15 protein-coding genes and 1 pseudogene are annotated in these 15,701 nt (G+C 53.2%); 10 read left to right on the top strand and 6 right to left on the bottom strand.

Features of this window, described 5'->3' with window-relative positions; genetic code table 11:
• Positions 1-61: 61 nt before the first annotated feature.
• Positions 62-664 carry an XRE family transcriptional regulator gene (locus AC6I6U_RS00395; RefSeq protein WP_497880127.1) on the bottom strand — a complete coding sequence of 201 codons (603 nt, stop codon included), beginning with the start codon at positions 662-664 and terminating at the stop codon, positions 62-64.
• A 46-nt stretch (positions 665-710) separates the two neighbouring features.
• Here AC6I6U_RS00395 and AC6I6U_RS00390 point away from each other — a divergent pair, with 46 nt between their 5' ends.
• The 4 genes from AC6I6U_RS00390 to AC6I6U_RS00375 all read left to right on the top strand — a co-directional run bounded on the left by AC6I6U_RS00390 (position 711) and on the right by AC6I6U_RS00375 (position 3,866).
• Entirely contained in the window at positions 711-1,397 is a 687-nt protein-coding gene (locus tag AC6I6U_RS00390) for a B3/B4 domain-containing protein (protein ID WP_497880126.1), read from the top strand.
• Between the two features lie 91 nt (positions 1,398-1,488).
• A complete protein-coding gene (locus AC6I6U_RS00385; RefSeq protein WP_497880125.1) occupies positions 1,489-1,809 on the top strand; it encodes a DMT family transporter in 321 nt (106 codons plus the stop codon).
• Between the two features lie 239 nt (positions 1,810-2,048).
• Positions 2,049-3,419 (top strand): pyridoxal-phosphate dependent enzyme, encoded by a 1,371-nt coding sequence (locus AC6I6U_RS00380; protein WP_497880124.1) that lies wholly within the window; start codon positions 2,049-2,051, stop codon positions 3,417-3,419.
• A 9-nt stretch (positions 3,420-3,428) separates the two neighbouring features.
• Positions 3,429-3,866 (top strand): Lrp/AsnC family transcriptional regulator, encoded by a 438-nt coding sequence (locus AC6I6U_RS00375; protein ID WP_497880123.1) that lies wholly within the window; start codon positions 3,429-3,431, stop codon positions 3,864-3,866.
• A gap of 52 nt (positions 3,867-3,918) precedes the next feature.
• Here the strand turns inward: AC6I6U_RS00375 and AC6I6U_RS00370 are convergent, their stop codons facing one another.
• Complete coding sequence (locus AC6I6U_RS00370; protein WP_497880122.1) at positions 3,919-5,349, bottom strand: amino acid permease; 1,431 nt, start codon at positions 5,347-5,349, stop codon at positions 3,919-3,921.
• A gap of 382 nt (positions 5,350-5,731) precedes the next feature.
• A complete protein-coding gene (locus AC6I6U_RS00365; protein WP_497880121.1) occupies positions 5,732-6,124 on the bottom strand; it encodes a hypothetical protein in 393 nt (130 codons plus the stop codon).
• Between the two features lie 52 nt (positions 6,125-6,176).
• Here AC6I6U_RS00365 and AC6I6U_RS00360 point away from each other — a divergent pair.
• Positions 6,177-6,851, top strand: a pseudogene (locus AC6I6U_RS00360) (dihydrodipicolinate synthase family protein); the annotation flags it as partial.
• Positions 6,852-6,869: 18 nt separating this feature from the next.
• On the opposite strand, the gene AC6I6U_RS00355 reads toward AC6I6U_RS00360, so the two are convergent.
• The 3 genes from AC6I6U_RS00355 to AC6I6U_RS00345 all read right to left on the bottom strand — a co-directional run bounded on the left by AC6I6U_RS00355 (position 6,870) and on the right by AC6I6U_RS00345 (position 10,099).
• On the bottom strand, positions 6,870-7,766 hold the full coding sequence (locus tag AC6I6U_RS00355) for a LysR family transcriptional regulator ArgP (RefSeq protein ID WP_497880120.1): 897 nt from the start codon (positions 7,764-7,766) through the stop codon (positions 6,870-6,872).
• Positions 7,767-8,070: 304 nt separating this feature from the next.
• Entirely contained in the window at positions 8,071-8,703 is a 633-nt protein-coding gene (locus AC6I6U_RS00350) for a LysE family translocator (protein ID WP_497880119.1), read from the bottom strand.
• Between the two features lie 388 nt (positions 8,704-9,091).
• Positions 9,092-10,099, bottom strand: a complete 1,008-nt coding sequence (locus AC6I6U_RS00345; protein WP_497880118.1) for a GntR family transcriptional regulator — start codon at positions 10,097-10,099, stop codon at positions 9,092-9,094.
• Between the two features lie 300 nt (positions 10,100-10,399).
• Between AC6I6U_RS00345 and AC6I6U_RS00340 the strand changes: the two genes are divergently transcribed.
• From AC6I6U_RS00340 to AC6I6U_RS00320, 5 genes are all read left to right on the top strand, one after another.
• A complete protein-coding gene (locus AC6I6U_RS00340; RefSeq protein WP_497880117.1) occupies positions 10,400-11,758 on the top strand; it encodes an amidase in 1,359 nt (452 codons plus the stop codon).
• Between the two features lie 64 nt (positions 11,759-11,822).
• Positions 11,823-12,704 (top strand): polysaccharide deacetylase family protein, encoded by an 882-nt coding sequence (locus AC6I6U_RS00335; RefSeq protein WP_427123285.1) that lies wholly within the window; start codon positions 11,823-11,825, stop codon positions 12,702-12,704.
• 59 nt (positions 12,705-12,763) lie between these two features.
• Positions 12,764-14,122, top strand: a complete 1,359-nt coding sequence (locus AC6I6U_RS00330) for an MFS transporter (protein WP_427123284.1) — start codon at positions 12,764-12,766, stop codon at positions 14,120-14,122.
• 14 nt (positions 14,123-14,136) lie between these two features.
• On the top strand, positions 14,137-14,898 hold the full coding sequence (locus tag AC6I6U_RS00325) for an SDR family NAD(P)-dependent oxidoreductase (RefSeq protein ID WP_024652025.1): 762 nt from the start codon (positions 14,137-14,139) through the stop codon (positions 14,896-14,898).
• Between the two features lie 47 nt (positions 14,899-14,945).
• A complete protein-coding gene (locus AC6I6U_RS00320; RefSeq protein ID WP_497880116.1) occupies positions 14,946-15,695 on the top strand; it encodes an SDR family NAD(P)-dependent oxidoreductase in 750 nt (249 codons plus the stop codon).
• The last annotated feature ends 6 nt before the right edge of the window (positions 15,696-15,701 follow it).

Genomic DNA, 15,701 nt, shown 5'->3' with positions numbered 1-15,701 from the left:
CTCTTCGTAGGTAACCCTCTTTGCCTCCCTATCCGGGAGGCTTTTTTATCTCAAAAATTCATCATTGATGAAGCTCTGCAACAGTCATTGTAAAAACCAAGTCTTCCTTTCCACCATTGACATACCGATGAGGGACATCTGTTTTTGCAATCGCTGAGCATCCCTGCATGATGATGAGCTCAGTTTCACCAATGACGAGCCTCAATGTGCCCTGGTCAACATGGAACAGCTCGAATGTGCCGGTGGGGTGTCCACTGGACTCGAAAAATTCACCAGGTTTAATTTCCCATTTCCAGAGCTCGATCATGTTGGGCCCGCTGGTGCCTGCGAGCAACCGGGCTGTTCCGCCTTCAGGCCCGTTCCAGAGCGTTGGAATCTCCTGTGCTTCGATTAGGCGGGCGGTGGGGGCGCTTGCAACATTCACCACATCCGCGACTGACAATCCGAGTGCCGCTGAAATCTTGCACAAGATGGCAATGCTTGGATTGGCGTTGCAGTTTTCAATCTCAACTACCATTCCCTTGCTCACGCCTGAGCGACGAGCAAGCTCATCCAAGGAGATTTTTTGCTGCTTTCGCACCTCTCTAAGGCGCTTGGCTACGGCCTCGCTAACCTGCTGGACGTGGGTAGTCGGATCGGTCGATATATTGACTTTTTTGGTCATTGGTCGATAAAATGCACTAAATTGGTCAGTTTTAGGAGATTCTCTGATGCTTTCTGTACATCCGTCAATTGACTCTAGGGTTGCCGAGCTAGCTCCAGGTTTTCGAGCTGTCAGTGTGGTCGTTGAGGCAGCTCCTATCGTTAATCCTGGTGTAGCAGCTGAGGCGATGGAGCGAGCTTATCAAGTGGTTGAGGCCGGCACCTCGGATTGGGCTGAAGCTCACTTGGCTGCTTGGGGCGATGCATTCCGGAAATTTGGTGTTAAGCCACAGCGGACACCCTGCTCTGCAGAAGCACTCCTCAAGCGTGTCAAGAAGGATGGTAAGCTTCCAACGATTGACCCAGTAGTAGACCTTTACAACGCTATCAGTATTCAGTATGCGATTCCGGTTGGCGGTGAAAATTTTGCTGCTTATGTTGGGATGCCGCGACTGACCATTGCAGACGGCAGTGAAGAGTTCGACACTATGAAAAGTGGAGAACCTGCAAATGAGCCGCCAGAAGCTGGTGAAGTTATTTGGCGAGATGACCGAGGTGTAACCTGCCGTCGTTGGAACTGGCGCCAGGGTGTGCGAACCCGTCTGGATGCCGAAGCCAAACAGATGTGGTTTATTCTTGAAAGTCTGCCAGAGATGCCAATTGAGGCGCTGAATGCAGCAGCGGATGACCTCGTTACCGGTCTGTCGAAAATGATGCCAGGCGCGGTTATTACAACCGAGCACATTGAAGCCTGATTTAAAATCTAACTCTTTAGTGCCCAGGGGACGACCCCGAAGAATTGGGTTAATCTTGCCGGGACGACCCGGCTTCTTTATGGAGCCGATGATGGCTTGGTTTAGTTTGATTATCGCAGGAATTTTGGAGGTCGTATGGGCCTTCTCGATGAAGCAATCTGAAGGTTTCACAAAACTTGGAGCTTCAGTAATAACTATCATTATGGTTATTGCTAGCTTCGTTTTGCTTTCTTATTCAATGAAAAGCTTGCCTTTGGGCACGGCCTACACTATTTGGACTGGTATTGGTGCAGTTGGTGCATTCGCCGTGGGTATCGTGTTTCTGGGGGAGCCAATCGGCCCGCTTAGAATTCTGGCTGCCGTTATGATTATAAGCGGTCTATTGCTGATGAAATTTTCGTCAGCAGCTTGAGCAGACCGAGAGAGAGAAAAAGGCCGCCATTGAGCGGCCTTTTTTGATAAAAAATTTCAGCGATACGTTTCACAGATTTTCGGGATGAGCAAAATGCTCGATAACGAGCTTTTTGACCATTAAATAATGCGATTTAGCCTATTCAGTTGCTGTCGTTGCGTGCATAAAGTGCTTCTAAAGCTGCATGATAATGAATCTGCAGCACAGGATAGACGCTTAATTTTTTATTTGGAGTAAATATGGACTACGTAAGCACTCGTGGTTCTGCACCACCTGCCAATTTCCGTAGCGTTGTCCTTTCGGGCATGGCGTCCGATGGGGGACTCTATGTGCCAGAACGCCTTCCGCATTTTGACAGCGAAGAGATTGCTAGCTGGTCATGGCTTCCGTTCGATGAGCTGGCCTTCCGTGTTATATCACCATTTGTAGGCGATGAAATCGAAAGCTCTGTCTTGAGGAAGATGCTCAAGGATTGCTATCAATGCTTCGACCATCGAGCGGTAGCTCCCCTGCAGCAGATTGGCCCGAATGAGTGGGTTCTGCAGTTGCACCATGGGCCTACCCAGGCATCGAAGGATTTTGCTGCTCAGCTCCAAGCTCGCTTGGTGGCTCATTTTCTTACCCCTCCCGGCCAAGCTGTCGTTATTGGTGCGACTAATGGCGATACTGGGCTTGCGGCCATTGAGGCCTTCAAAGATGTGAGCAATGTGAAAGTGGTGGCCCTCTATCCTCGAGATGGGGTGCCTGCTGATCGACTGGCTGGCTTGTTGGCGTCTAGCTCAGAGCATGTTCAGTTGCTCGAGGTGGCTGGGAGCTTTGATGACTGCCAGACGCTGGTTTCCAAGGTATTAAGAGACTGGCCGATCGAGAGTCTTCTTCCTATTAGTTTCAACTCTACGAATTGGGTCGGTGTTTTGGCTCAAATCGTCTTTTTCTTTCATAGTGCCTTGCAACTGGGGGGAGGCGTGCGCCCGGTTGGTTTTAGTATTCCAGGCGCAAGCTTTGCCGAAATTTATGCCTGTTTCGTAGCCCAGAAAATGGGGCTGGCAATCAATCAGGTCATCGTGTCGACAAACACCAATGACTCTTTGCATCGCTTCATCAATCAGAACAGCTACTCAACCCGTGAGGTGAGTCATTCGCTGTCTCCTTCGATGGATTTCTCACTCTTTTCCAATCTCGAACGGTTCATCTGGGAGCTCTATGATCATGATGGCTGCACTGTGCAGCACCTCATGGCCATTTTCGAGGACTCAGGTAAGCTGAGCATTGGGAACAAGCAGTGGCTACAGGCTCGGATGCTGTTTGACTCCTACGCGGTTGCAGACGAGCAGGTAAGGGAGGAGCTGCTTACGCTGTTCAAGGAAGCAGGAACAGCGGTTGATCCACAGACCGCGACTGGTGCACTGGCGGCTCGGCTTCACCGTCGCAGCATTGCAAGCCCCATGGTGACCCTGGCACAGCTTGCCCCCAGCAAGTCTTCACAGCTTTTGGCTGAGTTGAACATGTGGGGTGGGGAAGTGCCCGAATCGCCAACCCTGTCCATGGAGCATGTTGTGCTGAGCAAAGGTGATGTTGATGGTCTCTCCCGATTTCTGCGGGGCATATAGGAAGAACGTATGAAACGTCTTCTCGATCCTCAAGATGAGCGGATCCTGGCTGAGCTGACTGCTAACGCCAAGATTTCCCATGCTGAGCTGGGCTCCAAGGTTAACCTTTCGCGTAATGCAGTCCGTCAGCGTATCGAGCGCATGGAGCGGGATGGGGCAATTCAGGGTTATACGATCCGTGTGGGGGAAGGGCGAAAGCCTTCTGCACCAATCAGCGCGATCATATTCGTGTATCGCCATGACCGAATGCGCGGTGAGGATGTTGTGAGGGGGGTGAAAGCCATTCCAGAAGTGACCATGTGCGAGGTCATGAGTGGTGAGTTCGATCTGATGGTGAGGATCGAGGCCGCCCACCCGGAGCGTGTTCACATGGTGTGGAAGCTGATTGCGGCCATGCCTGGCGTAGAAAATACCGTCACCACATTCGTGCTGAGCAAGCTCATCTAATCCAGCATAGAATAAAAGGGCTACCAGAGCATCACCTGGTAACCCTTTTGCGTTAGGAGACGGAGGTCTCGCTAGTCAACTGCGGTGCCTTGTCTTTTCGGCGATACGCCACAGCCAGAATTGCAAACCAGACAGGCATGCAAAGCATCGCGTGTAACGTGTCCGGCTCCAGGGCCAGTAGCACAATCACGAAGGCGAAGAATGCCAGGACGAGCCAAGGCATGATCAGGCCACCTGGCATTTTGAAGCGAGATGCAATGTGCAGTTGAGGGTCAATCCTGCGGTAGCGGATGTACGCAACCACGATCATTGCCCAAGCAAAAATGAAAAGGATTGCGGAGATAGTCGTTAGCACTGTGAACGCCTTCATCACCTCTGGGATGATGAACAAAATCACAAGGCCGGCGCCCATGCACAAGCAAGAGAACACCAGTCCTCGCATGGGAATGGACGACTTGGAGAGCACGCGGAAAAGCTTTGGCGCCTGTCCTTTCCCCGAGAGGCTGTAAAGCATCCTGCTTGTTGCGAACACGCCGGAGTTAGCAGCGGACATTGCCGAGGTCAGCACAACCATATTGATCATGCCGGCTGCAGCAGGAAGGCCTGCAATCAGGAAGACCTGCACAAATGGGCTTTGATCAATGTTGATTTTTGCCCAGGACGATACGGATATGATGCAGCCCAGGGCCAGTACGTAGAAAATGATGACTCGAACCGGTACCGAGTTGATGGCTTTCGGCAAGGTTTTATGTGGGTCGTGGCTTTCAGCTGCGGTGGTACCGATCAGTTCAACGCCTGCAAAGGAGAAGATCGCGATCTGGAAGCCGGCGAAGAATCCGCTAATGCCATAAGGGAAGACGACCCCGTCCTGGGTCAGGTGGCTAAGGGACGCGACCACACCCTGTGGTGAGGTGACTGACAGGCTGATCATCACTATTCCGGTCACGATAAGTGCAATGATCGCTACAACCTTGATCAGAGCGAACCAGAACTCGACCTCGCCGAACATCTTCACGGCAAACATGTTCAGGGCAAACATGATGGCGAGGACGCTGAAGGCGGGAGCCCAGGTTGGGATATCCGGGAACCAGAACTTCATGTAGCTGCTGATCACTGTGCAGTCGGCGATTGCTACCACCACCCACGCTAGCCAGTACGACCAGCCGATGAAGTAGCCGGCCCACTGTCCGATGTACTGAGTGCAAAAGTCAGTGAAGGTCTTGTGCTTCAGGTTTGAGAGCAGGATTTCACCCATGGCTCTCATGACGAAGAACATGAAGAAGCCGATGATGGCGTAGGTGAAGATAATCGAGGTGCCAGATACGCTGATGGTCTTGCCCGAGCCCATGAACAGGCCTGTGCCGATTGCACCACCAATTGCGATTAGCTGGATATGTCGGTTTTTCAGGTTTCGCTTCAGGGATGAATCATCCGATGTGTCGTCCGCTGCTTCATGCGATATTGGAGTGTTGCTGTACTTCATGCCTCATACCTTTATATTGTCTTTTTTAGAAGGGTGCTGATGCTGCTGTAGGTTTATGTTGTCCTTGTGTTAATTACTGAAGGGCGCTAGGCATTTAACTGGAAGCTTAAATCAATTTAAAAGCGGGCCACTTGGGATGGATTTTTTGGAGCATGGTCTGCCTTGTTCATCTAGAGCTACTTCTTCATTGACCTATTTATCCGCTGTGCCTGTTAAAGGGTCAGAGAGGGAGGATATTCTAATTGGCAGGAAGTTCTGAATAGGCCAAAATGCTGTTTTTTGTGGGCAAAATGGCAGATTCGTGCGCATTTGTAGTTTTTCCCTCCAAAAGAAAAAGCGCCGTAAGCGAAATGCTCAGGGCGCTTTTTTGATCTTGGTCTAATCAGCATTGACTGACGAAAACTGCGATAAGGAAGAAGATCAGTAAGGCAGCAGCTGCATATGGAAGCAGTTCTTTGTATACAATTCGCTCTTGACCGCGACCATCGGCAAGCCCGGCAGCTATAGACATACGGACTGGCGAGAAGATACTCATGCAGGTGCCTGATGCATGTTGGAGGGCAGCGACAGCCGGGACGCTGAGCCCAGCTTGCAAGGCGAGCGCGTATTGTGAGGGCATGAACAAGCTGTTGGGGGCGTTGCCGCTGTTAGCTAGGATGCCCAATGCAGCCGAGGTGAATGGAGTGATGAGAATGGCGAAGGACTCCAGGTTGCTGAACATACCCTGAGCAAAGGCATGAGAGATGCCGGCCACCGAAAGAATCTCGGCCATCATGGCAAAAATGAACACAGTCAGTATGGCGTGTCTTCCTGTCTTCACTGCAGCTTTATCTGGGAACAATCTTCGGGAAATCCTGGCTTTCCAAGAGGAAATTCAGAAGCGCGAACTGGCAGGGCTTTTGGTGCCTGCCCCATATTACATCCGGCCTTCTCAGGCGGGTTTGGAGTCGTTCTTCATGACCGTTGCTGATTCGGCACGGGTGCCAGTGATCGTCTATGACATCCCTTACAGAACGGGCGCGCGGATCGAGCGAGAAACCTTACGGAAAATAGTTCGCCACCCCCAGATTGCGGCTGTGAAGGACTGTGGTGGGGATATGGAGACCACAATGGCCTTGATCCAGGATGGGGCTGTACAGGTTCTGGCTGGCGAAGACTCCCAACTGTTCAACAGCTTATGCTTGGGTGGGTCAGGAGCGATTTCTGCGTCAGCCCACATCAGGGCAGATCTCTACGTCAAGTTGCATCAGCAGGTTAATGGGGGGGATTTAGAGGGGGCGCGTCTGACTCACTACCAGTTGCTCCCCTGGATGCAGATTGCCTTTGCTGAGCCAAACCCAGCTGTCCTCAAAGCTGCATTGAATCTACAGGGGTTAACGAGTGCAGATCTGCGTCAGCCGATGCAAGCCTGCACGCCGGCAACGCGCGTTGCTTTGGCCAAGGTCTTGAGCCTGTTGGGCGCTCAGGGCTGGAGTGGCCATCTTCCGCGAGATGGCCACTGACTCAATCACTTCTCCCTTTCACAGGTGCATATTTTTCGAGGCGGCTTTGAGGATGCCCTTGGTTATGAGCTCCAAGGTGGTGGAACGAATTGCAGCATGCTGCCAATACATCGGGACATCGATGTGGTGGCCAGGGGCGATGTCGACAAGACGCCGTGCATCCCGGGCAGCTTCGAATAGCCCTTCAGCCATCATGCACCAGCCGAGTTGACGCTCTGCGGCTTCAACAAGCCCTACGGTTGAGGGGATGTAATGTATTGGGGGTTCAAGCGGCTCAGGGGAGATGGACTGGAGGAATCTCCATTGCAAATCGTCCTTTCGGTTGTAGGAGATGAGCGGCGCCTTGGACAAGCTTGCGGTATCGATGCCTGCACCGAAGAAGCGGTCAACAAAGAGGGGGGAGGCAATGGCGTGATAGCGCATTGCTCCCAGGAAGTGCACCTGACACCCTTGTAGAGCCTCGCTTTCTGATGTGATAGCGCCAAGCACGGCTCCGCTTTTCAGAAACTCCAAGGTATGCTCCTGATCATCGCGGTGTATATCAAACAGGTAACCATAGTCCTGATGAAGGCTGGCAAGTGCCGTTAATAGCCAGGTGGAAAGCGAATCGTCGTTGACTGCGATGGAGATGGAACTGGCAAACGCTGAGGTGCTTGAACCGGGTAGAAAATCTGCCAGAGCTTCGCTTTCCAGGATTTGCATTGGACGAACCCTTCGCAGCAGTCTTTCTCCAGCAGGGGTGGGGCGGCATGGAGATTCTCTGACGATCAGTACCTGGCCAACCCGATCTTCCAGTGCCTTGATGCGTTGAGAGACAGCCGAGGGAGTGATGGAGAGGCGACGAGCTGCAGCCTCGAAGCTGGTCTCCTCTAGGACGGCTGTGAATGCAGCAACCTGCGGGCTGATCAGGTGCATCTGCAGAACCCCTCATTAGCGTTTCTTAACCTGCTTAAGATTATATAGCTTTTCTAATGTTTGGCCGCTGGATAGCCTCATCACTGTGTTCGAGGTGTGAAATTACACATCTGGGTTTGATCATTAATTTAAGGTAAGTTTCATGATTGCAAAGGTTAAGAGCTTTTACAGTGTGTTGTTAATTTGTGCTGAGGGTTGGGGTGATTACAACATGCGAAATATCAGTCGGTAATTGATCAGTACGGAAAAAGGCGCATTGAGCGCCTTTTTTTGCGCCATGAATAATTAGCCAAGCGATTTCGTTTCAGAATTTGCTGAACAGCAGTTTCAACCCCGCAGATCCGAATACAATTGCCAACGAGGCCTCGATCCAGCGGCGCGCACGCCGGTAGGCGCTCACCATTGGAGCGGTAGAAAAGACAATTGCATACCCAAAGAAAATTGTGATGCTGAGCAGGGCGCAGCCAGCCAGGATCAAGGCAATTGTTGAGTTAGTAGCCGCAGGGCCCAACCCCAGTGTCATGGTAGCAATCCATCCAAGCAGCGCTTTCGGATTGGTTAGGTGCATGAGCAGCCCTTTTTGGTACAGCTTGATGCCCACATCAGAAGTGGGCGGTATCTCTTTTTCAATTTGAGCATCTGTTATAGACGCTGAGCGTGCGGCTTTGAATCCGAGGTAAAGCAGGTAAGCGCCGCCGAGGATGTTCATGAAAACTAGCACGTGGGCGTATTGCGTGAGCACAGCTGAGATGCCAGTAGCTGCCAAGGTGCCCCAAAACAAAGATCCGCTAACGACTCCCGCCGCTATGCATACGGCTGCTCGTCTTCCTTGGCGCATTGCGGTGACCATTATTCTCATGGTGCTCGGCCCGGGGCTGGCTGCTCCAATGATGTAGACCGCGAAGACAAGCGCTAGATGGTGAAAATCGGCGGTCATGGAATCCCTGCTATTCCGACAAAGCTCAAATATAGCGGAATGACCGTGACGGTCAATATAGCGACCGCGCATCTTTGCTGTGAATTCTTTATTGCAGCGGGGGAGCTCACGCGGCTTACATTAACCGTACACTGCTGAGTCCGCTGATGCGGCCTGACGTATCTATGGCGAACCGAGAGTCTCATCGCACGAAAGGACGCCGCTGCGTGAAGAGCTAACGCCATTATGCAGCCTTCAGGTTGCCAAGCATCTTCGCTCGCCGCAGGACTTGTATTCGCAGTTCTTGATCCAAAGCGATGGGCAGTCAGTGCAGTGGAAAGGTTAGTTTACGGCCAACGGCAGAGGGGGGGGCATGCCGGATTGCAGAGTGCACGCATGCCCTTTTCATTCAGGCCAGTCTTTCCAGGTAGTTAGGTACATCCGGTTCTGGCAGAACTGAGAGTACTTTGAGTCTTTGGAGCGTGCGCTCACGGGCTTTGGATATGTGATCCCGCAGGCATGAACAGGCAGTTTCAATCGTTCCATATAAGAGAGCTTCGAAAATCAATCGATGTTCCACCAGCATAGCTTCGTCGTTGCTTGACTGCAGGGCTTCATGGAGGACGCGTCCGACGTTCATGGGGATCTGGCATTGACGAATGACTGCTGCCATACGGGTATTGCTTACCCCCGCTATGCAGGTCACATGCAAATCCTGCTCAAGCTTCTCTATGTCTGCTCGCTGAACACCACGACCTGCTTCTTGGGCCTTAACTACCCGACTCAACATCCCTTCAAGATCACTGCGAGACACGTGCTCGACGCCTTGGCGCAGGGCATCAGGTTCGAGGAGCATCCGTAATTCGTAGTCTTGCTTCACGGCCTGGGCAGTCAACGGCCCGGCTAGCCACTGTGAGTAAGGTTCTTTTTCTACCAGGCCTTTGTCCCTCAGTCGCATCAGGGCCTCCCTGACTACGTTTCGGCTGACGTTCAATTCTTCGGCTGCGCTCTGCTCATCGATTCGGTAATGGCCAAAGACCATGAATCGGATGACCGTTTGGGCGAGATGATCGTAAATGCGTTCACCAAGCGGTCGATAATCGATGAGGTCTTCTTGAGGCTCTAATCCCAAGAGCTTGCGAGTGAGGGGTACCCGTAAAGGCGTATCGGTAGTTCGGTCAGGGTCAATGAGGAAGCCACGTCCAGCGAACCGGCGTATGAGGCCTTCCTCATGGAGCAGATTCAGGGCATGGCGAACCGGCACGCGACTGGTGCCAAAAAGTTCCGCTAGCGGCCCCTCCACCAACACGAGTCCGGGAACCGTCTGCCCGCTGAGGATCGCATCACGCAGCGTAATGCGGATTGTCTCGTAGCGGGATGCAGCAGGACGATCTTCCAAAGGCTGTGTGGCAGACATCAGGCGGTTCTCATGAAGCGTGGTGGGTAAGTTTCTCACAAGCAAGCCGGAATGTGATCGAACACCGGTAACACTGCTATGAACGATTTTGGAGCAGGCTGTTACTAAAAAACCCAAAATGGATCATTGTCTAAAACATACATTTTTTGGGCCAGCTGTAGTCTTGCGCTCACAAAAACCCGATCGCCTCAGCGCTAGAGCCATTCATACGCTCCTCCCCGTTTTCGGGAGAAAACTTGGCACGGTCGATGCTTGGGGGAAATGTAGGTATTTTGAAAATGTACATTTTAGAGGTGCTCCATGCTTGCCGATGCTCATTCCTTGGCTCAGCGATTCGCCGATGGAACAACCGACCCAGTAGCGGCTCTTAAGGAAGCGCTTCGGGGGGCGCAGCAGATTCCCACAGCGTTCATCACCATGTGTGAGGAGCGAGCGCTGCGCGAAGCGGTTGCTTCCAAGGCACGTTGGCAGGCAGGTCAACCCTTGTCTCCTTTCGATGGCGTACCGGTAGCCTGGAAAGACCTTTACGATCTGGCTGGCTGCGTAACGACCGCTGGTGCAAAACTGCGTTTGCACGACCAACCTGCATTGCGTGACTGCTCACTGGCCGCAGCACTCAGCCGGGCGGGGATGGTGAGTATCGGAAAGACCAACCTCAGCGAACTGGCTTACTCGGGCCTGGGCCTCAATCCCCATTTCGGAACGCCAACCAATCTCCGCTTTGCCGGCGGAGTACGTGCACCAGGAGGATCGTCCTCCGGTTCGGCTATAGCTGTTGCGCAGGGCGTAGCTCCGATCGGCATGTCAACTGACACTGCAGGCTCCATTCGAGTGCCAGCTGCTTTCAATGGCCTTGTGGGTTATCGAAGCAGTGCAAAGCGTTACTCGTTTGACGGCGTCACTCCCCTTGCAAGTTCTCTCGATTCGCTGGGGCCTATCACCAGCAGCGTTCGTGATGCCATCGTTCTCGATAACCTCCTGCTAGGTAATCAGGAGGGCATGTCGCTGGACACCACGGGTCTTGCCATCGTTGGGCTCAAGCTGTGTGTAGATGCCGATCTGCTCAGTGATTCGCGCATTCAGCCTGGGGTCAGCGCAAATCTTCTTGCGGCACTTGAGCGGTTGGCTTCTGCAGGAGCAGTAGTCGAGCAAAAAAAGGTCAAGGCATTTCAAGAAGCACTGGACGTCATCGAGCAAATTGGATGGCTTGGGAGTGCAGAGGCTTTTGCCCTTTACCAAGAGCTTCTCGACAGCCCGGATGCCGAACAACTAGACCCGCGAGTTCGTAGGCGGCTTGAGGCTGCGCGAGCCTATCCAGCGAGTAAGCAGGTGCGTTTGTACCAAGCTGCTGCGGCACTGAAAGCGCAGATCGCGCATGAGTTAGATGGCGCATTTCTGGTGACCCCGACGGTAGGTCATGTCGCTCCGCTTCTGGCACCGCTCGAAGAAGACGTCAACCTGTTTGTTGCTACCAACTTGGCAACGCTGAGGCTGACGATGCCAGGCAGCATGTTGGACATGCCTAGCGTTGCGTTGCCAAGTGGAACAGGGGAAGCAGGGCTTCCTACGAGTCTCCTTCTTTCAAGTTTTAGTGGGAATGATGAGGAACTGCTCCGAGCTGCCCTGGCAATCGAGCCTTATGTTCGAGGCGATAAGTAACAGGTCAACCGGAGTGCGGGCAATTTTTGCCTGCCAATATTTGAATAACAAAGAGGTATAGATCATGGCGAAAGAAATTTTTGTATCAATTGGCGTTGATGTTGATGCGGTAGCAGGTTGGCTCGGCTCCTATGGTGGGGAGGATTCGCCTGACGATATCTCCCGTGGTCTTTTTGCTGGTGAAGTTGGTTCCCCGAGGCTCTTGAAGCTTTTTGAAAAATATGACCTGCGTACAACGTGGTTCATCCCTGGCCACTCGGTGGAAACCTTTCCCGAGCAAATGAAAGCTGTGGTTCGGGCAGGCCATGAAATTGGGATTCATGGTTACAGCCATGAGAACCCGATCGCGATGACGCCTGAACAAGAAGAGATCGTCCTCGACAAGTCGATTGAAGTCATCACTAAGCTTTCTGGCAAGCGCCCTACCGGATACGTGGCACCTTGGTGGGAGTTCAGCAATGTCACCAATGAGCTGCTCCTGAAGAAGGGCATCAAGTACGACCATAGCTTGATGCACAACGACTTCCACCCTTATTACGTTCGGGTGAAGGATAGCTGGAGCAAGATTGATTACAGCCAACATCCTGATACCTGGATGAAACCGCTGGTTCGGGGTGAAGAGACTGACTTGGTTGAAATTCCAGCGAACTGGTATTTGGACGACCTTCCTCCGATGATGTTTATCAAGAAGTCTCCTAACAGCCACGGATTTGTAAATCCACGCCACTTGGAAGAGATGTGGCGTGATCAATTCGACTGGGTTTATCGTGAAAATGACTACGCGGTATTCCCCATCACAATTCACCCTGATGTTTCTGGTCGACCTCAAGTATTGCTCATGCTTGAACGCTTTATTGAGCACATGAAAAGTCATGAAGGCGTGAAATTCGTCACTATGGACGAAATCGCTGACGACTTCATCCGGCGCCAACCGCGCAAGCGTTGAATAAGACGCCTCGGTTAGCAAGTTTATAAGTGCATGAAAAAAACAAGAGAAATGCCGATATGACCACTACGCAAGCCACCACGACTACTCCAGTCACTGAGTCTGGTGCATGGAAGCCCATACAGCTGGAATCCAAAGATGTCAAATACGCGACTTGGATTGCTTTCTTCGCTTGGGTTTTTGCAGTTTACGATTTCATCTTATTTGGCACCCTGCTGCCGGTCATGGGCGGGCATTTCACTTGGAGCGAAACTGAACAGGCGGAAATCGCCACGTGGGTAGCGGTTGGCGGCGCAGTCGTCGCGTTCGTCGTAGGCCCTCTTGTGGATAAGATCGGTCGACGCGGAGGGATTATCTTCACCATCGGTGGTACCGCGCTGTGCTCAGCGCTCACTGCAGTATGTGCCGGGATGGGTAAAGGGCCTTTGATTGCGGTTCGCTCAGTCGCTGGCTTGGGCTATGCCGAGGAAGGTGTCAACGCGACATACCTTACCGAGGTATATGCGGCCTCGACCGATCCAAAGCTGATCAAGCGCCGGGGGTTTGTCTACAGCCTGGTGCAAAGTGGTTGGCCGGTAGGTGCTTTGATTGCCGCAGGCCTTACTGCGCTGCTGCTGCCCCACATTGGCTGGCAGGGTTGCTTCATCTTTGCTGCGGTACCGGCGCTGATTGTGGCGATCCTGGCTCGCAAACTCAAAGAAAGCCCTCAGTTCCAGGTGCATCAGCGGATCAACCAATTGCGCAAGGCGGGAGACGAGTCCGCAGCGCGCAGCCTGGCTCGTGAGTACCACGTCGACTATGACGAGCATGCCAAAGCAGGCGTTGCTGCAGCATTTCGTGGCGCAGCACTGCGACCCACATTGGTTCTGAGCTTGGCGATTCTCCTCAACTGGTCGGCCATTCAAGTCTTCAGCGTTCTGGGCACCTCAGTCATCGTGAGCGTTCACAAGCTGTCGTTCCAGAACTCGTTGTGGATCCTTGTCCTGTCCAACCTGGTGGGTTTCATTGGCTATCTCGTTCACGGTTGGCTGGGCGATCGGATTGGACGTCGCAATACTGTTGCTCTCGGTTGGATGTGTGGTGGATTGGCATTCTTCGCCATGATCCAAGCGCCAAGTGATCTGATCACTGTCATCGCCTTGTACAGCTTGGGCCTCTTCTTCCTTACCGGCCCGTACTCCGCAATGTTGTTCTTCATGGGTGAAAGCTTCCCTACCAGTATCCGTGCAACGGGGGGCGCAATCGTCCATGCCATGGGCCCTATCGGCGCAATTGTCGCTGGGCTGGGGATCACCAGCGTGTTGTCAACCGGTGGTGAATGGCATAGCGCGGCCCTCTGGTTTGGAGCGCTGCCTTGCTTCCTTTCGGGATTGATTATGTTTGCAGCCCGGCACGTTGAACCCCATTCAGTCAAATAAGAAGGAATGTACCTATGTCTCAACCCGTAGCGTTGGTCACCGGGGCTGCCAGTGGCATTGGCCAAGCGGTTGCAGTTGCGTACGCGAAGAAAGGTGTACGCGTGGTGGGCGGCTACCTGGCAGCTGACTCACATGATCCATCTCAAACTCAGCGACTCGTGGAAGAGGCAGGCGGCGAGTGCCTTATGGTGGCGATGGACGTAACAAATAGCGCCTCCATGGACGCCCTTGCCGCAGCCGCTGTCGAACGGTTTGGTCGACTCGACTATGCCGTCGCGAACGCTGGGCTTTTGCGTAAAGCCCCGCTGCTGCAGATGTCGGATGAGCAGTGGAATGAAATGCTGAATGTCGACCTTACAGGCGTGATGCGCACTTTCCGAAGCGCGAGCCGTTACATCGGTGAAGGTGGAGCCATGGTCGCGATTTCGTCGATCGCTGGTGGTGTCTACGGATGGCAAGATCATTCTCATTACGCAGCTGCCAAGGCCGGCCTTCCGGGGCTTTGCCGTTCTCTTGCGGTGGAGTTTGCGTCCAAAGGCATCCGTTGCAACACCATCATCCCTGGCTTGATCGAAACCCCTCAATCGCTGGACAGCAAGAATTCGCTAGGGGCGGATGGTCTGGCTAAAGCAGGCAAAGCGATTCCTCTGGGTCGGGTCGGTCGAGCAAGCGAGGTTGCTGACCTGGTTTGCTATTTGACCGGTCGAGAGTCGAGTTACATCACTGGACAGAGCATCATCATCGACGGCGGTCTGACCGTGCGCTGGCCTGAGTAAAGATTACAGCGCCGCAAGGTCTCCTTGCGGCTGCGAGGAGAATAAGAATGAAGCCATTGCAAAACCGACGTGCGGTCATTACCGGAGCGGGCAGCGGTATCGGTGCGGCGATCGCCTATGCGTATGCTGAGGCAGGTGCCAAGCTCGTGTTGTGCGACCGAGACTCCGACCGCCTGGCTATCGTTGCGAACCACTGTCGTGACCGTGGCAACTTGGTGATCGAATGTGTTGCTGATGTAGGCAGCAGGGAGGGCGCTCAAGCTGGTGTAGATGCCTGTGTTGATGCCCTCGGTGGCATCGATATTCTGGTGAACAATGCCGGTATGCTGACTCAGGCTTCGTGCGTGGATCTCACCCAGGAAATGTGGGATGAAATGCTGCGGGTGGATCTAACCAGCGTGTTCGTGGCAAGCCAGCGTGCTCTACCTCATATGCTGGAACAACAATGGGGTCGCATCATCAACATCGCCTCTCAGCTCGGAATCAAAGGTGGTGCTCAACTGACTCACTATGCTGCAGCCAAAGCAGGGGTGATCGGCTTCACTAAGTCTCTGGCGTTGGAGGTGAGCAAGGACAACGTCTTGGTGAATTGTGTAGCGCCAGGGCCGGTTGAAACCCCGCTTGTTGAAGGGATCAGCCAGGAGTGGAAGGCTGCCAAGGCTAAGGAGTTGCCATTGGGCCGATTCGGCAAGGTTGAAGAGGTGGCCCCGATCGCGGTGTTGCTTGCCTCTGAGCCTGGCGGAAACTTGTTCGTTGGCCAAACCCTTAACCCGAATTCGGGCGATGTAATGCCTTGAGGTGAG

This window comes from Pseudomonas sp. UTLPPB19802 (assembly GCF_059730225.1).
This window is presented reverse-complemented; position numbering and strand designations above follow the sequence as displayed.

What these genes read in the sequence shown, in the direction of transcription:
- AC6I6U_RS00325 (WP_024652025.1), top strand. Translation starts at nt 14,137, where the DNA reads ATGTCTCAACCCGTAGCGTTGGTCACCGGGGCTGCCAGTGGCATTGGC.
- AC6I6U_RS00335 (WP_427123285.1), top strand. Translation starts at nt 11,823, where the DNA reads ATGGCGAAAGAAATTTTTGTATCAATTGGCGTTGATGTTGATGCGGTA.
- AC6I6U_RS00365 (WP_497880121.1), bottom strand. Translation starts at nt 6,124, where the DNA reads ATGATGGCCGAGATTCTTTCGGTGGCCGGCATCTCTCATGCCTTTGCT.
- AC6I6U_RS00340 (WP_497880117.1), top strand. Translation starts at nt 10,400, where the DNA reads ATGCTTGCCGATGCTCATTCCTTGGCTCAGCGATTCGCCGATGGAACA.
- AC6I6U_RS00330 (WP_427123284.1), top strand. Translation starts at nt 12,764, where the DNA reads ATGACCACTACGCAAGCCACCACGACTACTCCAGTCACTGAGTCTGGT.
- AC6I6U_RS00320 (WP_497880116.1), top strand. Translation starts at nt 14,946, where the DNA reads ATGAAGCCATTGCAAAACCGACGTGCGGTCATTACCGGAGCGGGCAGC.
- AC6I6U_RS00355 (WP_497880120.1), bottom strand. Translation starts at nt 7,766, where the DNA reads ATGCACCTGATCAGCCCGCAGGTTGCTGCATTCACAGCCGTCCTAGAG.
- AC6I6U_RS00345 (WP_497880118.1), bottom strand. Translation starts at nt 10,099, where the DNA reads ATGTCTGCCACACAGCCTTTGGAAGATCGTCCTGCTGCATCCCGCTAC.
- AC6I6U_RS00350 (WP_497880119.1), bottom strand. Translation starts at nt 8,703, where the DNA reads ATGACCGCCGATTTTCACCATCTAGCGCTTGTCTTCGCGGTCTACATC.
- AC6I6U_RS00375 (WP_497880123.1), top strand. Translation starts at nt 3,429, where the DNA reads ATGAAACGTCTTCTCGATCCTCAAGATGAGCGGATCCTGGCTGAGCTG.
- AC6I6U_RS00395 (WP_497880127.1), bottom strand. Translation starts at nt 664, where the DNA reads ATGACCAAAAAAGTCAATATATCGACCGATCCGACTACCCACGTCCAG.
- AC6I6U_RS00370 (WP_497880122.1), bottom strand. Translation starts at nt 5,349, where the DNA reads ATGAAGTACAGCAACACTCCAATATCGCATGAAGCAGCGGACGACACA.
- AC6I6U_RS00390 (WP_497880126.1), top strand. Translation starts at nt 711, where the DNA reads ATGCTTTCTGTACATCCGTCAATTGACTCTAGGGTTGCCGAGCTAGCT.
- AC6I6U_RS00385 (WP_497880125.1), top strand. Translation starts at nt 1,489, where the DNA reads ATGGCTTGGTTTAGTTTGATTATCGCAGGAATTTTGGAGGTCGTATGG.
- AC6I6U_RS00380 (WP_497880124.1), top strand. Translation starts at nt 2,049, where the DNA reads ATGGACTACGTAAGCACTCGTGGTTCTGCACCACCTGCCAATTTCCGT.